Genomic DNA, 18,720 nt, shown 5'->3' with positions numbered 1-18,720 from the left:
TCGTTTCTGAAAATCTAATTCTTAGAATCTTCAGGGTCTGTGTATTAATCGATCTTTGATTTTCAAGGTTCTGAGCTGTTTCAGAGAAGCTTTTTGTTTTGCTCTCTTGCGACAGCTCAGTTAATATAACAATTCCTGTTCTGATTGTCAAACGTTTTTTTGATTTTTTTTGATTTTTTTCATCTGTCATTAATAATAGATAAAATAATCGGCAAGCCTTACCCAGACTTGCCGACAAATACCAAATACTATTTCACTTCTGACTTCCAAGAATAAAATCGAACTTTGTAACTACGCCATTTTCATCGGTTGTAGCGTTAAGCAGGCCGATATATTTCAGGAATACATATGCGTCCTTTACCGGGATGCTTCCGTAATCGTAGTCAATATAATGCAGCCATGCACTGTTGCTTATCTTTATGGTCACATCCTTGGCATCGCCTTCCGGCTTGTCACTGTTATGGCTATGATATACCTTGGCCGGGAATACAGAATAATCACCCATATTCTGCCTGTCTCCCGTCTGAATCTCAACCAATGTGTCTGGATACTCAGCATACTCAGATGCAAAGCTGAATTCACTGCTTTCACTCTGAGTCTCTGTTTCCTGCGGAGCTTCCGTTTCAGGCACAGTCTCCGGTTCAATATTCACAGTATATGTCTCCGAAATAACAGAACCCTTATATCCATCACTTGCCACACCGTATGCTTCAATCTTATACGTTCCGTTTGCATCCAATGTAATCGGTGCCTCATACTTGACTTCCTCACCGGCTGCATCATCAGCAGTAAGGATATAGTAGATATCGTTGGCACCATTAACGCTGAGACTTACCGTTACTGCTTCACCGAATGTTCCTCCAGCAGGAGTTATGGCAACAACAGGGCACAATCTATCCAATGTCGCTGTAAGCTCCGCATCGTCAGGATATGCTGCCAATGCCTCCTTAATGACATCTATGGCTTTCTCATGCTCTGATTCGTTATAATATGTGTCCGCAAGATGCAGATATACATCCCGGCTTTGAGTCCCATAAGAAAGCAGCTTAATATAGCTTTCCTCTGCCGTAGAATAGTCCTTTGCCGCATAAGCACTCTCAGCAATGCTTTGAGTTCTTTCCGCCTGTCTCGACGGTGTATTGTTCCATGCTGTATAGCCCGCCACAGACACTGCTGCAACTACCAGAACAGATGCCGCAATAACCGGAATGCGCATAGCACTTCTCTTACCATCATCTGCAGCACTGTCATTGCTCATTTTATCAGAGTTCAAAAGAGACTCGATATATTCAGATTCAGCATCTTCTTCGGACTTTTTCTGCTTTATCATGATTTCTGCCCTGGTTTGCGAAGGAACTGTATCCTCAGATTCAGTATTTTCGCTCTCAGGATCAAAATCATCTACAACTTCTGCAGCTGTCTCTGCAATATCCGCTTCTATTCCGGATTCTTCAACAGCCTCAGTACTATCTTCCGAATCCACAGTTTCCGCTGTATCAACAGCCACCTCGTCAGACTTCTCTTCCGCCTCAATAACAGCCAGCATTTCTGCCAGCTCGGCCTCATCTGAAGCTGCATCTGAAGACATATCTATAGGGGCAGTCTCCGGCTTAGTTTCCTCTTCAGTTATATCCTCAGTTTCTGCCTCAGACTCTTCCTCTGAATCAGTTTCTTCAGATTCCGCATCCTTTGTCTCAGAAACTTCCTCTGTCACTTCAGATTCTTCAGCTCCTGACTCAGCCTCGGAATTCTCCTCTGAAGCCTCATTTTCCATTTCTGCCTCAGAATCTTCCTCTGAATCAGTTTCTTCAGATTTCGCATCCTTTGACTCAGGAACTTCCTCTGTCACTTCAGATTCTTCAGCCTCTGGGACTGTTTCTTCCTTTTCTTCTTCGGCTGGTTTTTCTTCAGTCTCCGGCTCGATTTCCTCTTCAGCTATATCCTCATTTTCTGACTCAGCCTCGGAATTCTCCTCTGAAGCCTCGTTCTCTATTTCTGCCTCAGAATCTTCCTCTGAATCAGTTTCTTCAGATTCCGCATCCTTTGTCTCAGAAACCTCCTCTGAAGCAGCTTCTTCAGATTCCGCATCCTTTGTCTCAGGAACTTCCTCTGTCGCATCGGCATCTTCAGCCTCTGCTTCGGTCTCATCCGGTTCCTCTTCGGCTGTTACTTCATCAGGCTCCGACTCTGACTCTTCTACATTCTCGGCCTCTTCACTCTCAGTGGATTCTTCTTCATCACCGAAAATGTAGTCATCGTCATCCTGTCCTGCTTCCGATGCATGGGCAGGCGCTCCATCAGAGACTTCATCTGTTCCGGTTTCTTCACTCACTTCCTGAGCATCACCTTCAGAAATATCCGAAGCAGGTTCTGCCGAAGAGATATTCTCCCTCTCAGCATCCCTTTCTTCCCCACCGGACATAAGGTCGATGTCTTCATCCGTCTCATTAAGCTCCTTTTCAGAAATAACATTTTCCTTCACCAGCTCTTCAGCTACTGCTCTGCTGTGACGTTCATGTTCTTCCATACGCTTTCTGAGTTCTTCTTCCGCTTTTCTGCGTGCCAAAGCATCTGCTTCCCTGGCTCTTTCCTCGGCAGCTTTCCGCATCTCGGCCAGTTTCTGAGCCCTTTCAAGCTGTAATGCCTTTTTATACATTTCATCCAGCTGATCAAACTCGGCCTCATACCGGTTCTTATCCGATGTGCCGCCAACTGCCTGATCATCTTTTCGGATCATAGTGTTGTTGTGAGCATCTGCTGCCTGAGCATTCTCTTCTTCCAACTTCTTTCTGAAAGTTTCGGAATTATAAACCGGAAGATTCTGTCTATGAATCACTGTAGCCTTCTCATCAGGTGCAGGCACAACAAACAGCATTCCGCAATACTGACAGAATGCTGAATTATCGCTTATTTCGTTTTTACAGTTATTACAAATCATGTGGTTGCATCAAGTAAATATACAAATTTACATACGACCTAAAAACCCGGTCCCTTTCTCCTTAAGATATAATATATGCTACTAGTCATTTATAAAAATAGCAATATTTTTTTGAATTATAAGTCTTTTATATAACAAAACAACCACACAAACATCACTTCTGCTGACTCAGGAAGAAATCATTCACTCTGGCAACCAGTTGCTGCTGATCCAGTGTTTTCAAAAGATAGCCATTGGGTCTCATGGCCATAACCCTCATGATACTGTCTCTGTCACTCTTTCCTGTGAGAAAATATACCGGTATATCTTTGGTGCGCTCGTTCTTACGAAGCTTGGCAAGAACCGTCGGCCCATCCATTATCGGCATCTCATAGTCCAAAAGAATCAGTTCCGGTGTGAACCTGTCCAGATAGTCAATGGCCTGAGGGCCTGAATTCACTATAGCAACATCATATTTCCCGTACTTCTTCAGCCATCCGCTGGATACATCCAAAAATGTACTGTCATCATCCACAAGAAGAATCTGATGCTTTTTTTCAGCATTGATCATCTCATCGCTAATGGTACGTTCACGTCTGAGCTGATCTATAAGAATCATAACATTGGCAGGATGAGGCATCTCTATCCTGACAAGATTCTTGGGGAATATCCTGTAAAACTCCTTGTATTCATTGGGTTTTCCGATGGCGCACACGATGCGATTCGAACATATAGTCTTGATGTACTCAAATACACTCAGATTGTTGAAATCCATATTGTCGAGATACATGATAAAAACGCCGGCATTCTCTGACTTTTCAGCTATTTCATCATGATCAAGGCCACAAGTCAGTATGGTATACCCGTTGTTTTTTAATATACGTATCATGGCCTGAGCCATAAAATTCAAATTACTTCCTATGACTAACGCGCAGCTGCTAAAAAACATCCTATACTTCTCCAGTCTGATTTAGTTTATTTACTTGTCACCAATTCCGACAGCTTAGACCAGTCAGGTCCCTTTGCCGCCTCCTTTATATCTTTCAATATTATCTCATATTCTTGCGCCAAGTGGTATCCCTTCATCATCTCAAGCATCATTTTTATGTCGTCAATGTCATAGGCCTCTACAAATCCGCTGATGGTGATCATAAAATCCTCCCACTCATCTTTAGACAGTTCGGGAAGTCCCGAGGTATCCTCTTCCTCCGACTTCAAGCAGGGTTCCAGAGATGTGTAAAGATTCTCTGCCATCTGTATAAGCCTTGGAGTGTCATTAACGATGATGTCCATCTGTTCAGCGTCTCCTGCTGCCTCAAGCTCCTTCGCCAGCGTAGAAAGCTCATTGGCTCCGATGATTCTGGCAGAACTCTTCATTGCATGAACCTTTATGGTATAGTTTTTAATGTCTCCTTTATCAAAGTTATCCCGTATGATACTGATATTGTTCTGTAAGCTGTCAAAGAAGCTTTGAAGGGCAGTCATGAAGCCTTCTGCAGAGCCGCAATGCTGCAGTCCGTCTTCTACGGAAATCTCTTTTATGTCTTTCAGCTCAGGCGGAAGTTCGTATGACGATTCCGCTTCATTCTCTTCTATTTCCCCATCATCTTCTTCAGCCGCTTCTTCGTGAATCAGCTCAGGGGAAAGGTAGAACCTCAATTTCTTCTCAAGAAGCTCCGCATCTATGGGCTTTGTTATAACATCGTCAAAACCGGCCTTCATGTACTCCTCTATGGCTCCGGTAACAGCATTGGCAGTAAGACATATAAACGGAGTATACATACACGGGTCTCCGTCCAGTTCCTTCATCCTGTGCAGCGTCTCGATTCCGTCCATAACCGGCATACGATAATCAAGAAAGATGATGTCATAGTGGTTGTTCTTAACCAGTTCTATGGCTTCCTGACCACTTTCCGCAACGTCAACATTTATCTTATTCTGCTTGACAAGGGCCTTGATGACCGTAAGGTTAAGAACCGTATCATCAACTGCAAGTATCTTTGCCTCCGGAGCAGTAAAAGCAGCGCCCTTTTTCTTGTATGACTCTCTTCTTTCCTCTATATTGACCTCTCCCATAGGCGACGGTGACCTGACAGCCTGAGTAAGAACAAAGGAAAATGTGGAGCCCTTTCCATAGACGCTTTCTACATTAAGGGAACTCTTCATCTGCTTGAGAAGCTTCTGAGTGATGTTCATACCGAGACCGGTTCCCTCTATGGTACGGTTACGCTTTTCATCAAGTCTTTCAAATGCCTCGAAAAGCTTGTTCTTCTCTTCTTCCTTGATTCCGATACCGGTATCCTCCACGGAAAAATTCAAAACAACTTCCATGGGATTCAGACTCTCAATCTTTATACGGAACCATATCTTACCCTTTTCCGTGTACTTTACGGCATTGGTCAGTATATTCGTTATAATCTGCTTTATACGGATCTCGTCACCGTAAAGAACCTCCGGTATCTCAGGATCAGCCTCCAGAATAAGCTGCAATCCCTTATCATCCGCACGTTTTTTAATCATGTGATACAGATCCCGGAGCATATCCGCCATCTTGTATTCAATAGGGATAACCGTAAGTTTTCCCGACTCTATCTTTGAGAAATCCAAAATATCGTTAATGATTCCCAAAAGCTCCACACCGGCATTACGTATATCCAAAGCATAGCTCTTGACAGTGGAATCAACGCCCTCTCTCAGGATCATCTCATCCATTCCGAGGATAGCATTGATAGGCGTACGTATCTCATGAGACATATGTGACAGGAATGAAGATTTAGCCTTGTTGGCACTTTCCGCCTTGGCTATGGCTTCATTCAGGTCATCGGTTATAGCCTGTAAAAATGTACTGGTTCTGTCAGCAAGAGGCACTACGCCCTCACTGTCCGGGGAACTGAGCACATCATAATAATCAACGTGCTTAACATCTTCGGGTATTCCTTCCCTTATACCCATAATAACGCTGGAAACATTGTGGGTCCCTCCGATTCCGTCATGAAACAGGAACTGTCCTTTTCCCCTTATGTACTGGAGGTTCTCATCGATGTTCTGAAAGGCTTTAATTTCTTTATCCTTAAATCCCTGTCTCATATCACTTCCGAAAAGGAATGAGCTTTCAGGCACGAATTCGGCAAATCTGTTTACCTTGTATGAAATCTCGCTGAATATACTGTTTTTATTTCCCGACGAAAAGCTCACTATGTCATCATCTCTGAAATGACCGAGAAAATAGAGCTGACCCGCTTCATCAAATCTATAGGGAATCCTGCTGATAAGTTCATTATCACGCTTTAACAGAAACGGAAATTCTCTTATATTGTCCAAAAGATATTCATCAGGCTTTATGTTCAGGTATCTGCTGTAGATGTCTATAGCCTTCTTTCCGTTTATCTTCTTTACAACGGTTTCGCCAATGCTTATCTCGGAGCCTTTGCTCCTTATCTCCACTTCAAAATTCTTGCCGAGAGGTCTCCATCCCGTAAGCAGCTCCGTGTGGACCAATATATCCTTTCCTGACAGAATAACCCCTACGATACCTCTCTTCATCTTCTCGTTCTGCCACACATAGTGGGTTTCCGACTCAATGTTTTCAAAATCCGCAGTCCATATACCCGCCACCGGAATCTGATGATTCTTTTCAAATACCCCAAGATCATATGATATCTTGGTCGAACTTCCTGAGGCAAAAAGAAGGATACAGGCCGGATTCTTGATGTGCTTGACCTTTTCGGACAGTTCTCCCATGGCCGCATCTTCACTGATATCCCTGAAAGAATAGGAAAAAGGCGTTATGACAGACTTTTCCAGAAGGCAGAAAGACACTCTCAGATATTCGTTATATTTGTGAGAGGCCCTTTGATGGATACCGATCATGTTTATATTGGGATATTCCTTCACAACAAGGGATAAGACATCATCCAGCTTTTCTTCGGTAAAGCCGTTGACAGTAAACACAAGGAACATATTGTTCTTTGGCTTATATTCTATGGCCTGATTCCATTCCTGAAGGACAGTCTTCATCTCATCGCTTTGGAATAGTATGAATGTTCTCTGTATCATAACTTATAACCTCTTATAAAAGGGATTCTGCATTTAAGTCAATGTTGATAATTCCGGCCAGAAGCATTTCCCTTCCATCCAGATTTATGGGCAGAAGAATATACTCTTTCTCCATATACTGCCCGTTTTCCATCTGGGTCTTAAAAAAATGTGCCAAATGCTTTGACTTAAGTTTCGATATTCTCTTTCTGACACTGTCTATATCCATAAATTCCAGAAAACGTTCTCTTTCTTCAGGATGAATAACTTCTTCACTCCAGATTCTGATAGCCTTATCTATATCCACCCCTTCGGTGATGCCGCCGTAAGATGTGGTATTGATATAGGTGTTCTTTACGATCTTATCCTCATAATCTATAAGGTCGAATCTATCGAATATCGCATAGACCTCCTGCATGGATTTCAAAAGAATATTTGTGGTATCCCTGGTTGCATCCTGGATGATCATGGTATATATGGCAAATGCAAATGCCCCGGTTTTTTTGTTTGCCGCAATAAAACTTGCTTTAAGATTTATCATCTTGCCCGAAAACAAATATGAAAACTTCAGATTCTTTCCACCGTTTTTCAGCTCTTTGATAAAGGGTCGTATCCTCTCCTGAAGAATACCGGATTTTTGATTCATGATACGTTCGGCAGCCTTTGGGTTAAGGCCCCCCAGCATGGCAAGAAGGCATTTATTTGCTTCATTTTGATATAAATAGGATATGGTATTGTCCTTGTATTCAAACACCGCCATAGCTTCTTCTTTAAAACTGTCGCTCTCCAGAGAATCTTCTATGGCCACCTGACCGATGGCATTGTAATAGTCCCTCTCTGCCCTGGCTTCTATCTCAAATCCCTGATCTTCCAGATCATCCAGTGCCATAGGTCTGGAGAAATAGTAGCCCTGTATCATCTCACAGCCCAGATTTTTGAAGAATATATACTCTTCTTCCGTCTCGATTCCCTCTATAAGGGTACTGAAATGCAGTTTTTTTACCATGTTGATTGAGTAGGCTATGATGGTTCTGGCTCTCTCCTGTTCATCAGTTCCCAATCCGTGAAGAAATCTTACATCAAACTTCACCACATCGTAGCTTCTCTTCAATGCCGTGAAAGATGAGTATCCGTGACCGAAGTCATCCAGCCATCTTTCGTGACCGTTTTCCAGGAGTTTGATCAGTGTATTCTCTATCTCGGCATTGTCCTTAAGTATGGATTCACTTACTTCAAGACACAGAAATTCAGCCGGAGTTCCGCTGTCTCTCTCGGCTTCTTCAAACACCTTACATATATCGCAATTCAAAAAGTCGGATTTAGTCAGATTAATGGATACGGAAAAGGGTTCTTCTCCGTTATCCATCTTTCCTCTTATATCCCTGCATACCGCCCTGATAACATAGGAATCCAGCAAGTGCAGTTTTCCGGCCTCATCAAGCACCTTGATAAACAGTCCCGGACTCAAAAAACCATGAACCGGATCTATCCATCTTGTCAATGCTTCTGCCGCGCACACCTTACCTGTCATTGTACGTATGATGGGCTGATAATAAATCTTGATATCTCCGCTTTTTATGGCATTCTCTATGTTATCAACTATGTATTTATTGAGCTCCTCTGCTGATACTGTTGCGTCCATGATAAACCTTTCTATAAATATATGATCACTTCTTCTTTCTCATATCAAACACCACCGGAAGGGCAAAAAGAAGATCCAGCGCCAGGATTACAGCAAGTATCCTGAAAGATCCTGTGAATCCGATGGCCGTCTCCAAAAAACCAAAGGCTGCGGAAATAACAGTACCTCCGACTCCCGTTGCCACGGTAATGGCAGCTATGACAGTTGCGGTCTTCGTTCCGCTGAAATCAGCCGCATAGGTAAGTACGTTAGGATATACGGCTCCGCAGAAAAATCCGAGGATAAACACCAGAACAAAGGCTGCATATTCATTGGTAACAGCAGACAGTACTCCGAGAAGGATTGCTGCACCGGTAGGGGCTGCGCACAAAAGAAACCGTCTGTACCTGCAAAAATAACCACATAGGATTCTGGAAGGGATCATCGCCATCCAGAAAAGTGAAACCGCAAAATATCCTCTTTCCGAATTTACATGATCATGCATGAATCCGTTCAGGAAGAATCCTACTCCGTTCTCCACTCCCACATAGATAAACATGATAATGCAGAGAAGCGCTACTCCTCCGAAGTAAATCTCGCTGCCGGAGGACGCCGCCGGATTATCCTCCGAAGCATCTGAATCCGTAACCTTTTCTCTCGGCTCGAAGCTTATCTTCCATAAAAGAATGGTGAGTATTAAGGAGATGATACAGTCAGATGCAAAAAAGCTCTTCCATCCAAAGGAATTCTTTATGGCAGCTCCGACTATCAGAGGCGCGATAACCGCGCCGAAGGCATACATGGCTGTTATTCCGCCCATCCTCTTATGTTTTGTCACAGGATAAGCATCATCCATTTCTGCTATGGCCACATACTGTATGATACTTGTGGCAAAGCCCAGAACAAACACACCCACTGCAAAGGGTAAAGAATGAGTTGCCAGAAGTATGATGATTCCCGAAAAAACTCTCATGGCCGTGAATAAGGTAAGCATTATCTTCTTACCGGCTTTATCGGCAATGGAGCCAAGTACAATAGGAGCTATCATAGTTGCGAAAAGTTCCACCGAAGCGATAACTCCCTGGGCACTGTGATCCAGTGCGTACTCCTCTCCGATGTACAAAAGTGATGCCTGGTATCCTCCGGTTTCAAATCCGTTCATAAAAATAGATGCCAGAAGCAATACAGATAGGTCATTAATGTTTTTTCTTTGTCCTCTTTCCATAATCGACACCTGCTATTGATACAAAAGTCAATACGCAACAACAATTCCCTGTTAGTATAAAAATCTCACAAAAATACTTACTATCCATATTTTTTATCGGCATAAATCGGATTTATAAAACAGCTCCTGATATTTTTTTGTGACGCTCTGAGAACTTACCTTGCCCACGCCTTAATTTTGACACTCAATTGACAAACTTCTGCATTAAAAATATAATGGGTTAAGTTTAAAAGTAACATTTCATTATGGAGGGGATAATTATGGCAACAAAAACAACAGATGTTAAATCAACAATTACATTACAGCTTAACGGAAAGGATTATGATTTTGATCAGATTGCAAAGGATTCCGTTGCTGCAGCACAGAACGTAAAGAAGGATGTCAAGACAGTTAATGTCTATGTCAATGCTGCTGATGCCGCTGCTTACTATACAGTAGACGGTGCAGGAAGCGCTGATTACAAGATCGTACTTTAATGGCATAAACAGATCGGACCGGTATCTGTAATCCGGATATTACGGTTCGTAAAACATACTTCAGTATAATGCAGTAAAGAAAAGTTACATAAAGAAGTTACATAAGGGCAGTTCATCTCCGGATGAGCTGCTCTTTTTCGCATGATTATAAAAATTTCAAAAAAACTTTTCGCATATTAATATTTGGAACAAATCCCGCCGATGTTGATAAAAGCAACAAAAAATGTCTGTTTTTGTATTTACGAGTAGTGAGGGAGCACCTATGTTTAAAGACCTAAGCATCAGAACAAGATTCACGCTGACACAGATCGTTATCACCATACTGATTGCCGTCATGATGATTGTAGCTTTAGTTTCATTCCATCAGATGAGCGCAAAAATGACCCATTTTGGAAACGTGGAATATGAGAACACCTATGCAGAGCTGGTTGTCAGAAAGGACCTTAATGCCACTGCAAAGCGTCTCCTTCTTGCTCTTTATCAGTCAGAGATCGAGGGTAATACTCCCGCAGATCAGAGAAAGGACTTCAACAAACGATTCGGCACCATGCAGTCCTATCTCGACAATATCATCAAGACCTGGGATGATAAGACCGTCACTGCAGATCTTCAGAAAAAATTTGATACATATACCGCTGCCGCTTATGAACTTTTGGACATCATAGAATCAGGTGAAAAAGAGGCTGCCATAGCGTATTACGATGTCAACTTCAGTACTGCCGAGTCATCGCCTCAGATGCAGTTCACCAATGCTCTCGATGACATAGGTGTTAAATGTGAGAATCAGGCCGCACAGATCATTAAGGATTCAGATACACTGAGCAATATCATCACCATAGTCATCCCCTTAACTTTTGTTATCATCATCGTTGCAAGTACGTTTATCTTCACTCTTCTTTCAAAGAGTATCACAACCGGTGTCAATGTGGTTGTCAGCTCAATGCAGAAGCTTGAGAAGGGCGAGTTTGACTTCGAGATAGATTCCTCCAAGTTCGGCAAAGACGAAATCGGAACCATGGTTGTTGCGGTTAAGCACACTTCCACTCAGACCTCCAATGTTATTCAGGATATCTGTTACATGCTTATGGAGATGGCAAGAGGAAACTTTGCTGCCAAATCACAGTGCTCCGACCAGTACATCGGGGATTACTCCAACATCATCAGAGCTTACGGTGATATCCACAGTAATCTGAGTGATATATTCAGAAAGATGAATGATGTGGCATCAAGCGTTGAGACTGGTTCAAGCCATATTGCAAACGGTGCCATGTCTCTTTCACAGGGTTCAACCGAGCAGGCTTCCACTCTCGAAGAGCTTTCCGCTACGGTTCAGACCATCAGAGACAAGGTCAATCTCAATGCCAAGTCTGCTAATGATGTTGAACAGTTCTCTGCAAATGTTGCAGAAAGGATCAATGCCGAAAACGAGCAGATGAGCCGTGTTAAGGATGCAATGGATGAAATCGCCAACAAGTCAAATCAGATTGAGAATATCATCAAGACCATCGACGATATCGCATTCCAGACCAATATCCTCGCTCTCAATGCTGCCGTTGAAGCTGCCCGTGCCGGCGCTGCAGGTAAGGGATTTGCGGTTGTAGCCGACGAAGTCCGTAACCTTGCCGGAAAGTCTGCTTCTGCCGCTTCCGAGACATCAGCCCTCATTGAAGATACGATCTCGGCAATCCAGAACGGTTCAAAGCTCATTACTTCTTCAGCAGAGAGCCTCAATGAAGTTAAGGAGAGTTCCGAGAAGTCCAAGGAGCTGGTTGCAAATATCGCAAACGAAATGCAGCGTGAGGCTGTTTCCATTGCAGAGATCACCACAGGTCTCGAGCAGATTGCTCAGGTAGTACAGGAGAACAGCGCTACTGCCGAGCAGTCATCTGCATCCAGCCAGGAGCTCAACAATCACGCTACAGAATTAAAGAATATGGTCGATCAGATTATCGTATAATCTGTCATCCATGATAAATACCCATCCATAAAGGGGGAAGCCGCCATCAGTTTTCTGATGGCGGTTTCCTTTATCTTCCCACTTTTCAGTTTTTCCTTATCTCAGGCCGTTTTTTCTTCATTTTCTTTATATTTTAATCCTCTAAAGTGTTGACATAACTTTTTTGCAGAAATACAATCAAAACTATTAAAGCTTTTATTCTATATAAGGAGATTTAAGATTATGGCAAAAACCAAATCAACTACATTTAAAACCACTGCAACCACCGCTCCCAAAGCTGCCGAAGCTGTAAAGCCTCAGGCTGTAGCGGCTGAGCCTAAGAAAGAAGCTGTAAAGAAAGCTGCACCTGCGAAAAAGACAACCGCAAAAGCACCGGCTGCAGAGCCACTTGCAGAAAAGGCTGCAAAGAAAGAAACTATTGTTAAGTCATCCGTTACACTCCAGATAAACGGAATCGATTTTGATCCGGCAACAATTCAGAAAGCTGCTGTTGAAGCCGCAAAGAATATAAAGCCTGATGTAAAGGATGTCAAAGTATATATCAAGGCTGACGAATCCGCAGCTTACTACACAATAGACGGAGAAGGCAGCGCTGATTACAAGATCAAGCTGTGATATGATATAAGTGTAATAAGTCTTCTCCCTCTTGTGCCTGCATAAAAGCGGGAGACAGACTTCATGACACTTATATAGTTTTTAAGACCTTTCTTCAAAATTCAAAAGAGAACCCGTTAGATTCTGCTCGAGTCTAACGGGTTCTCTACAATCAATCTCTATACAGTCAAACCAAAACATGTGTGAAACACACACGTCCAATATACTTTCAGGCTGCGTCTGCCTTGTTTCTGTCCGAAACATAAGCAACTATATCATCAACCTTACGTCCTACAAGCTCAGCAAACAAGAACAAATTGTCTATACTTGGAAGACTGTCTCCTCTGAACCAATTATAAATAGAGGTAGTCGATATATTCATTTCCTTGCAGATTTCCGCAACTGAGTAATTGCTACTTTTAACAGCCAACCGTAACAGCTTGCCTGTAGCTTCCTGATCAATATAACTCATATGTCACCTCACTATGCCTGTGAAAAACTTTCACTTCGTGTAATCTTACCATATATACCATTCAAACGCAAAATCTACAATCTAATGATTTCCTTAAATAATATGGTCATTATGATACATAGTTAATAATTCGGCATAAGTTTATAAAAATATAAGGAATCTAAGCAGGGATACGGAAAAATGTCCTTTTCTGCTTCAATTATTCTCCCAGTCATCATCTATTCCTTCTTCCAGCAGTTTGCAATACTCCTCATAGCTTATATAACAGCCTCCCATGCTCTCAAGATGATCTGTATGGAACTGACAGTCTATCATATTGAAGCCATGTTCCTCCATGAGCCTGGCAATAAAAATCAGAGCAAGTTTCGATCCGTTTTCCTTCTCGCTGAACATGCTCTCTCCAAAGAAACACTTTCCGATGGATACTCCGTAAAGACCGCCTGCCAGTTCACCATCTATGTAGGATTCAACGCTCATTGCATAGCCCGCTCTGAAAAGCCTGCCGTATGCAGCCTCCATTTCATCCGAAATCCAGGTACCCTCTTTAAACTCTCTCTGAAGCCTGCATCTATGCATGGTATCCCCGAAATCCCTGTTCATCTTAATGTTTATATCATGATGTCTTATGAACTTCCTCATGGAATGAGAAACATGTATCTCCGAAGGGCGGATGATATACCTCTCTTTTGGACACCACCAAAGTATTTCCTCGCCCGGATTGAACCATGGAAAAATCCCATGTGAGTAGGCAAGAAGGAGCCGATCAAGAGAAAGATCACCTCCCACAGCCAGAAGTCCGTCATCCTCCGCCTCATCCGGCATCGGAAACCATATTTCTTTTTCATCTAACTGATATATAGCCATTGTGTTTATCCCATTTATTATCGCCCGGAACCTCAGTATTCATTGCATCAGTTAAGGGACTCATGTTTCTCTATCCCTACTCAATATAATGCAATCTTTGCCCGGCACGAAATCACTCTCTATCTGTTTTGTTCACCTTGCGTTTAGGCAGAAACCTTATAGTGAACTTATCATTCTTTGCATCAAGCTGACACTTTCCGCCCTTCTTGAGTTTTCCGAAGAGTATCTCATCCACCATCAGAGTCTTTACATCATTTCTGATGACTCTGTCAATCTCTCTGGCTCCATACTCTTTGCTGATGCCTTTTAGTTTCAAAAGCTGAACTGCCTCAGGCGTGAAGCTCAATTCAACATTCTTCGCCGTAAGCATTGAACTCAGTTCAGAAAGCTTCTTTTCTGCAACAAGTCCAGCCATGGTCTCATCCATGCTGTTAAAGGCAACTATACGACTTAGTCTGTTTCTGAATTCAGGCTGGAATACCTTCTTCACTTCTTCCATAAGGGTATCTTTGGTCCCGTCCTGAGCAAGGAATCCTATACCGGATTTGCCCAGTCTGCTGGCACCTGCATTGGAAGTCATGATGATGATCACATTTCTGAAATCAGCTTTTCTTCCCTGATTATCGGTCAGGGTCGCATAGTCCATGACCTGCAGAAGTATATTAAATACATCGGGATGTGCCTTTTCGATCTCGTCCAGAAGAAGTACGGAATTCGGGTTTTTGCGTATCTCTTCTGTCAGGAGGCCTCCCTCTTCATATCCTATGTATCCGGCAGGAGCACCCACCAGCTTTGCCACAGAATGTTTCTCCTCGTATTCACTCATATCAAAGCGGACAAGGGATATGCCCAGCTCTTTTGCCAGGGTTCTGGCGATCTCAGTCTTTCCTACGCCTGTAGGTCCCACAAACAGGAGACTTGCGAGAGGCTTCGATTCCTCTATCATCCCTGCCTTTGAGAACTTAACAGCGTTAACGACCTGTTTAACGGCCTCATCCTGCCCGTATACCTGAGAAAGTATTCTTTTCTCCAATGTTGCCAGCCCGGCAATTTCGTCTGTTTCCGTTGCTTCTATGGGCACTCTGCAGATCTTTGTCAGAACTTCATTGATAAGCGCCTTACCTACAGTCTGCTTCTTCTGCTCCAGCGGATGTATCTTTCTGTAAGCTCCTGCTTCGTCAATCAGATCTATGGCCTTGTCCGGAAGAAATCTTTCGTTAATGTATCTCTGGCTCATCCGTACCGCATATTCCAGTACGCCTTTCCCGTAAGTCACACCATGGAACTTCTCGTACTTCTTTCTGAGCCCTTCAAGTATCTTTATGGACTCATCGATACTTGGTTCCTTTATCTCAACATTCTGAAATCTTCTGACCAGGCTCTTGCTCTTCTCAAAATGCTTTTTATACTCCTCAAAGGTCGTTGCGCCGATAAAGCGGATCTTTCCTTCCGCAAGGTAAGGCTTCAGAATATTTGCAGCATCAAAGCTTCCTTCCCCTGTGGCACCTGCCCCCAGAAGATTATGTATTTCATCGATATAAATTATGGGATTATCTTCTTTTTCAATTTTAGAGAGAATCTTCTTAAGTCTCTTCTCAAAATCACCGCGATACTTGGTCCCTGCAAGAAGACTTCCGAGATCCAATGAATATATTCTGGCATTCTTTAAAGGAGCCGGAACCTCACCCCTGTTTATTCGTTCTGCAAGTCCATAGGTAATGGCAGTCTTTCCGACTCCGGGTTCACCTATATGGAGAGGATTATTCTTATCCTTCCTGCAAAGTATCTGAATAGTTCTCTCAAGCTCCTCTTCTCTTCCTATAAGAGGATTTACATTGTTAAGCATGTCATTTATACATGGGGCAAACTCCGAAACAGACTCTGATGCCTTACCATCTTCTGTATGACCAGCTTCCTCAGTGATAATCGGTTCATCTGTATCCTCATAGGTATCCAGAAGTTCCTCCATAAGTGTTACTTCATCCACTCCCTGCAGGTTCATGTAGTATACGGCATAACTCTCCTTCAGGTTAAAAAAGGCATGCAGAAGATGTGACAGCTCAACTACGCTTTTACTGCTGTTCACTGCCTGATTCTGGGCCATGGCAAAGGCTATCTGCATTCCGGCTGACATTTCAGGCTCGGCATCCTCTGTCTTCTCCACATATTTATCGATATAATCCTTTAAGTCTGATGATAATGTCTCTATATCTCCACCACAGTTTCTGAAGGCGATACTGAAATTATCATCTGAACACATAGCAAGAAGCACCATCTCCGGTGTCACATATTCATATCTGTTCTCGGAGGCCATCTTAAATGAGCTGTTGATTATAGCAGCAACCTCTTCTGTTACATTCATCTATATTATCCTTTCACGCTTTGTTTTATATTCAAGCTTCTTCAACCGTTATTTTAAAGGGAAATCCTGCCTCTTTAGCACGTATTCTGGCTGCATTCACCTTTGATACGGCGATGTCAAAAGGATAGCAGCCTATGACTGCTTTTCCGCCCTTATGTACAGTAAGCATAAGAGACTCTGCCTCAGCATCACTCTTATGAAATATATCCACGAGAACCTCCACTACAAATTCCATGGTCGTGAAATCATCATTGTGCATGATCACATTATATTTTTTAGGTTCCTGAAGTTTTATGTTTGTTCTTTCCTGTGTTGCACCTTGTGTCGCCATTTGACCGCCTTTTCTTCAATAAATTATCATCTAATATAGGGGATATGAAATCGTCCTGTATATTCTCTCCTAATGTCGGGATGCCGTTTTACTATGACCTAGCCTGACTATCCAGACATTTATATCATATCATTTAATCTTATCAAAACAAGAAAAGGTCCTACAGGATGACCTGTAAAACCTTTTCTAACTTGCAGCCAAGACATACATTCTATTGAATATTTCCTGCTTAATATATAATATGTTTCCGTTTTCCAGATGTACTTCGTAGTATCGTCCTTTATTCAGGTTTGTAATGCAAGCTGTGATACGGCTTTTTCCATGTTTTGACTCATATATCTTCATTTCATAAACTCCTTTCCCTAAATGACTTGTGGCGTATGATAGCATATTTTTGAATCTATACTTGTATTAATTTAAACACAATCATGTGTTTGGCTATAGATTCGTTTACATACACAATATCAAAGCAAGGCAAGGACATATTATACAATATTTATACGGTATTTTTGTGCACACCTACATTCTTCGTGGATTATATTTGTACAACATGTTGCATGTGTGAAGTTATATTAGTGCTATTTGCACATTTTGGGTAGTTCGAGCGTAATTCCTTTTCTGTATTTAATCACGGGGAGCGAAATTTGATATGGTTCCATCAAATGCTGAATTGTCCCAGTAAACCTCCCATTTTGTATACACTTTATCAGTTACCCATTTTTTAGAACTGTATGCATGAAATGGAGACTTAATATCCCAGTTTGCAATATTTGTATCCAGTGAAAATTCATAACTTCCCTTAAGGTCTCCCGGAATGAATGTTCCTGTTTTTACATCATAATAACCGCCGTCTCTATAAGAATAATCATCCGTATTATAATTATCCATATACCATGCCATGGCAGCTGCATAAGCCGCTCTTGCATTTGCCTGATTTGTTGCGAATCGTGCTCTCTTGAGTTGATTTGTAAAAATAGGCACGCTGACTGCAACAAGTACTCCTATGATGGCTACAACAATCAAAAGTTCTGCAAGTGTAAATCCTCTATTTTCAGATAATCTTTTCATATACTCTCCTGTCAGATATAGTATTCATGAAACATATCATTAAAGACACGAACGTAATAATAGCATTAAGTAATGTGTTACGCCAGCACATGGATTATGAATTTTTAATTAATTTTATAAGTGCACTTATGCAGTAAAGTCAGTTCGAAAAAACGGAAGGATTGCACCGGCCCACTCCGTTGAAAGTACATTCTGCTTGCTATGTCCGTACCGGTTACACTTCGTGTACCCGGATACGCACACGTCTTCGCAATCTGTTCTTTCAACTCGCAAGCCTTGGTACCTGTCCGGCCCTATTTTCTCCGCTATGTACTCTGATATATTTACCGAAAAGTAACTGACCTTGGCTCATGCTATTTATACTCATCACACTTTCCTATACTTCAAAAAAAGCTCCGATGTTGCCATCGGAACTTCTAAAGCTTATATCTATATTAGGTATCGTCTCTTGAAAACTGTACACCACATTATCAATTATTCTCAGTAATCCATCATTTTTTCTATCCGTAAATTCAACCTCATTGGTCAAACCCTCGACCTATTAGTAACTATCACCTGAATGCTTTACAGCACTTACAGCTTAGCCCTATCAACCTCGTAGTCTTCAAGGGGTCTTACTCTTGCGATGGGATATCTCATCTTGAGGGTGGCTTCACGCTTAGATGCCTTCAGCGTTTATCCAGTCCCGACATGCCTACCCTGCACTGGAGTTGATCTCCAACAGGTCCAACAGAGGTCAGTCCATCCCGGTCCTCTCGTACTAAGGACAGCTCCTCTCAAATATCCTACGCCCGCGCC

Annotated in this window: 13 protein-coding genes and 1 rRNA gene; 3 read left to right on the top strand and 11 right to left on the bottom strand. The window is 42.4% G+C overall.

Annotation, left to right across the window (positions count from 1 at the left end):
- Nucleotides 1-253 precede the first annotated feature (253 nt).
- From T515_RS16860 to T515_RS14225, 5 genes are all read right to left on the bottom strand, one after another.
- Nucleotides 254-2,938, bottom strand: coding sequence for a tetratricopeptide repeat protein (locus T515_RS16860; RefSeq protein ID WP_051671777.1), 2,685 nt, complete (start codon nt 2,936-2,938; stop codon nt 254-256).
- A 154-nt stretch (nt 2,939-3,092) separates the two neighbouring features.
- On the bottom strand, nt 3,093-3,866 hold the full coding sequence (locus T515_RS16855; protein WP_081832848.1) for a response regulator: 774 nt from the start codon (nt 3,864-3,866) through the stop codon (nt 3,093-3,095).
- Between the two features lie 26 nt (nt 3,867-3,892).
- The gene (locus tag T515_RS16850; RefSeq protein ID WP_051671775.1) at nt 3,893-6,973 is read right to left on the bottom strand and encodes a response regulator; all 3,081 of its coding nucleotides are present in this window, start codon (nt 6,971-6,973) and stop codon (nt 3,893-3,895) included.
- Between the two features lie 13 nt (nt 6,974-6,986).
- A complete protein-coding gene (locus T515_RS14230) occupies nt 6,987-8,594 on the bottom strand; it encodes an EAL domain-containing protein (protein ID WP_036612597.1) in 1,608 nt (535 codons plus the stop codon).
- A 25-nt stretch (nt 8,595-8,619) separates the two neighbouring features.
- The gene (locus T515_RS14225) at nt 8,620-9,798 is read right to left on the bottom strand and encodes an MFS transporter (RefSeq protein ID WP_036612594.1); all 1,179 of its coding nucleotides are present in this window, start codon (nt 9,796-9,798) and stop codon (nt 8,620-8,622) included.
- 260 nt (nt 9,799-10,058) lie between these two features.
- Here T515_RS14225 and T515_RS14220 point away from each other — a divergent pair, with 260 nt between their 5' ends.
- The 3 genes from T515_RS14220 (at nt 10,059) to T515_RS14210 (ending at nt 12,846) form a co-directional block, all read left to right on the top strand.
- A complete protein-coding gene (locus T515_RS14220) occupies nt 10,059-10,274 on the top strand; it encodes a DUF6465 family protein (protein WP_036612592.1) in 216 nt (71 codons plus the stop codon).
- A gap of 262 nt (nt 10,275-10,536) precedes the next feature.
- Nucleotides 10,537-12,231, top strand: coding sequence for a methyl-accepting chemotaxis protein (locus tag T515_RS16845; protein ID WP_051671774.1), 1,695 nt, complete (start codon nt 10,537-10,539; stop codon nt 12,229-12,231).
- Between the two features lie 222 nt (nt 12,232-12,453).
- Nucleotides 12,454-12,846 (top strand): DUF6465 family protein, encoded by a 393-nt coding sequence (locus tag T515_RS14210; protein ID WP_051671773.1) that lies wholly within the window; start codon nt 12,454-12,456, stop codon nt 12,844-12,846.
- A gap of 208 nt (nt 12,847-13,054) precedes the next feature.
- Here T515_RS14210 and T515_RS14205 read toward each other — a convergent pair whose 3' ends face one another.
- The 6 genes from T515_RS14205 to T515_RS14180 all read right to left on the bottom strand — a co-directional run.
- Nucleotides 13,055-13,297 (bottom strand): helix-turn-helix transcriptional regulator, encoded by a 243-nt coding sequence (locus T515_RS14205; protein WP_036612590.1) that lies wholly within the window; start codon nt 13,295-13,297, stop codon nt 13,055-13,057.
- 195 nt (nt 13,298-13,492) lie between these two features.
- Nucleotides 13,493-14,161: a leucyl/phenylalanyl-tRNA--protein transferase gene (gene aat, locus T515_RS14200; RefSeq protein WP_036612587.1), complete on the bottom strand. Its 669-nt coding sequence runs from the start codon at nt 14,159-14,161 to the stop codon at nt 13,493-13,495.
- Nucleotides 14,162-14,273: 112 nt separating this feature from the next.
- Nucleotides 14,274-16,523, bottom strand: a complete 2,250-nt coding sequence (locus tag T515_RS14195) for an AAA family ATPase (protein WP_036612585.1) — start codon at nt 16,521-16,523, stop codon at nt 14,274-14,276.
- Nucleotides 16,524-16,554: 31 nt separating this feature from the next.
- Nucleotides 16,555-16,854 (bottom strand): ATP-dependent Clp protease adaptor ClpS, encoded by a 300-nt coding sequence (locus T515_RS14190; RefSeq protein WP_036612582.1) that lies wholly within the window; start codon nt 16,852-16,854, stop codon nt 16,555-16,557.
- Nucleotides 16,855-17,478: 624 nt separating this feature from the next.
- Nucleotides 17,479-17,922, bottom strand: coding sequence for a type IV pilin protein (locus T515_RS14185; protein ID WP_036612580.1), 444 nt, complete (start codon nt 17,920-17,922; stop codon nt 17,479-17,481).
- Nucleotides 17,923-18,443: 521 nt separating this feature from the next.
- Nucleotides 18,444-18,720, bottom strand: a 23S ribosomal RNA gene (locus tag T515_RS14180); the annotation flags it as partial.

Source organism: Oribacterium sp. P6A1 (assembly GCF_000702885.1).
In the GTDB taxonomy this organism is placed as follows: domain Bacteria; phylum Bacillota; class Clostridia; order Lachnospirales; family Lachnospiraceae; genus Oribacterium.
The sequence above is the reverse complement of the archived record's forward strand: the minus strand, read 5'-3'. Positions and strand labels throughout refer to the sequence as shown.

Coding starts and splice junctions, on each gene's coding strand:
- T515_RS14230 (WP_036612597.1), bottom strand. CDS start 8,594: ATGGACGCAACAGTATCAGCAGAGGAGCTCAATAAATACATAGTTGAT.
- T515_RS14185 (WP_036612580.1), bottom strand. CDS start 17,922: ATGAAAAGATTATCTGAAAATAGAGGATTTACACTTGCAGAACTTTTG.
- aat (WP_036612587.1), bottom strand. CDS start 14,161: ATGGCTATATATCAGTTAGATGAAAAAGAAATATGGTTTCCGATGCCG.
- T515_RS14195 (WP_036612585.1), bottom strand. CDS start 16,523: ATGAATGTAACAGAAGAGGTTGCTGCTATAATCAACAGCTCATTTAAG.
- T515_RS14190 (WP_036612582.1), bottom strand. CDS start 16,854: ATGGCGACACAAGGTGCAACACAGGAAAGAACAAACATAAAACTTCAG.
- T515_RS14220 (WP_036612592.1), top strand. CDS start 10,059: ATGGCAACAAAAACAACAGATGTTAAATCAACAATTACATTACAGCTT.
- T515_RS16860 (WP_051671777.1), bottom strand. CDS start 2,938: ATGATTTGTAATAACTGTAAAAACGAAATAAGCGATAATTCAGCATTC.
- T515_RS14205 (WP_036612590.1), bottom strand. CDS start 13,297: ATGAGTTATATTGATCAGGAAGCTACAGGCAAGCTGTTACGGTTGGCT.
- T515_RS16845 (WP_051671774.1), top strand. CDS start 10,537: ATGTTTAAAGACCTAAGCATCAGAACAAGATTCACGCTGACACAGATC.
- T515_RS14210 (WP_051671773.1), top strand. CDS start 12,454: ATGGCAAAAACCAAATCAACTACATTTAAAACCACTGCAACCACCGCT.
- T515_RS16850 (WP_051671775.1), bottom strand. CDS start 6,973: ATGATACAGAGAACATTCATACTATTCCAAAGCGATGAGATGAAGACT.
- T515_RS16855 (WP_081832848.1), bottom strand. CDS start 3,866: ATGTTTTTTAGCAGCTGCGCGTTAGTCATAGGAAGTAATTTGAATTTT.
- T515_RS14225 (WP_036612594.1), bottom strand. CDS start 9,798: ATGGAAAGAGGACAAAGAAAAAACATTAATGACCTATCTGTATTGCTT.